This window comes from Pseudomonas sp. DE0157 (genome assembly GCF_007678615.1).
Taxonomy (GTDB): Bacteria; Pseudomonadota; Gammaproteobacteria; order Pseudomonadales; family Pseudomonadaceae; genus Aquipseudomonas; species Aquipseudomonas parafulva_B.
The window spans coordinates 1-786 of record NZ_VEJN01000040.1 but is presented as its reverse complement, the minus strand read 5'-3'; the positions used below and the strand labels follow the sequence as shown (position 1 = coordinate 786).

Sequence of the window (786 nt, the reverse complement as noted above, 5' to 3'; positions counted from 1 at the left end):
GTTGCGAACTTTCGGTTCATGTCATCTTCACCACCGCAATCTGCAGAAGCAAATTGCTTGGGTGTTATATGGTCAAGCCTCACGGGCAATTAGTATTGGTTAGCTCAACGCCTCACAGCGCTTACACACCCAACCTATCAACGTCGTAGTCTTCGACGGCCCTTTAGGGGATTCAAGATCCCAGTGAGATCTCATCTTGAGGCAAGTTTCCCGCTTAGATGCTTTCAGCGGTTATCTCTTCCGAACATAGCTACCCGGCAATGCCACTGGCGTGACAACCGGAACACCAGAGGTTCGTCCACTCCGGTCCTCTCGTACTAGGAGCAGCCCCTCTCAAATCTCAAACGTCCACGGCAGATAGGGACCGAACTGTCTCACGACGTTCTAAACCCAGCTCGCGTACCACTTTAAATGGCGAACAGCCATACCCTTGGGACCGGCTTCAGCCCCAGGATGTGATGAGCCGACATCGAGGTGCCAAACACCGCCGTCGATATGAACTCTTGGGCGGTATCAGCCTGTTATCCCCGGAGTACCTTTTATCCGTTGAGCGATGGCCCTTCCATACAGAACCACCGGATCACTAAGACCTACTTTCGTACCTGCTCGACGTGTGTGTCTCGCAGTCAAGCGCGCTTTTGCCTTTATACTCTACGACCGATTTCCGACCGGTCTGAGCGCACCTTCGTACTCCTCCGTTACTCTTTGGGAGGAGACCGCCCCAGTCAAACTACCCACCATACACTGTCCTCGATCCGGATAACGGACCTGAGTTAGAACCTCAAA

The 786-nt window shown here is 53.1% G+C and carries 1 rRNA gene; it reads right to left on the bottom strand.

Going from position 1 to position 786, the window contains the following annotated elements:
- Positions 1-68: 68 nt before the first annotated feature.
- Positions 69-786, bottom strand: a 23S ribosomal RNA gene (locus FS777_RS21245); the annotation flags it as partial.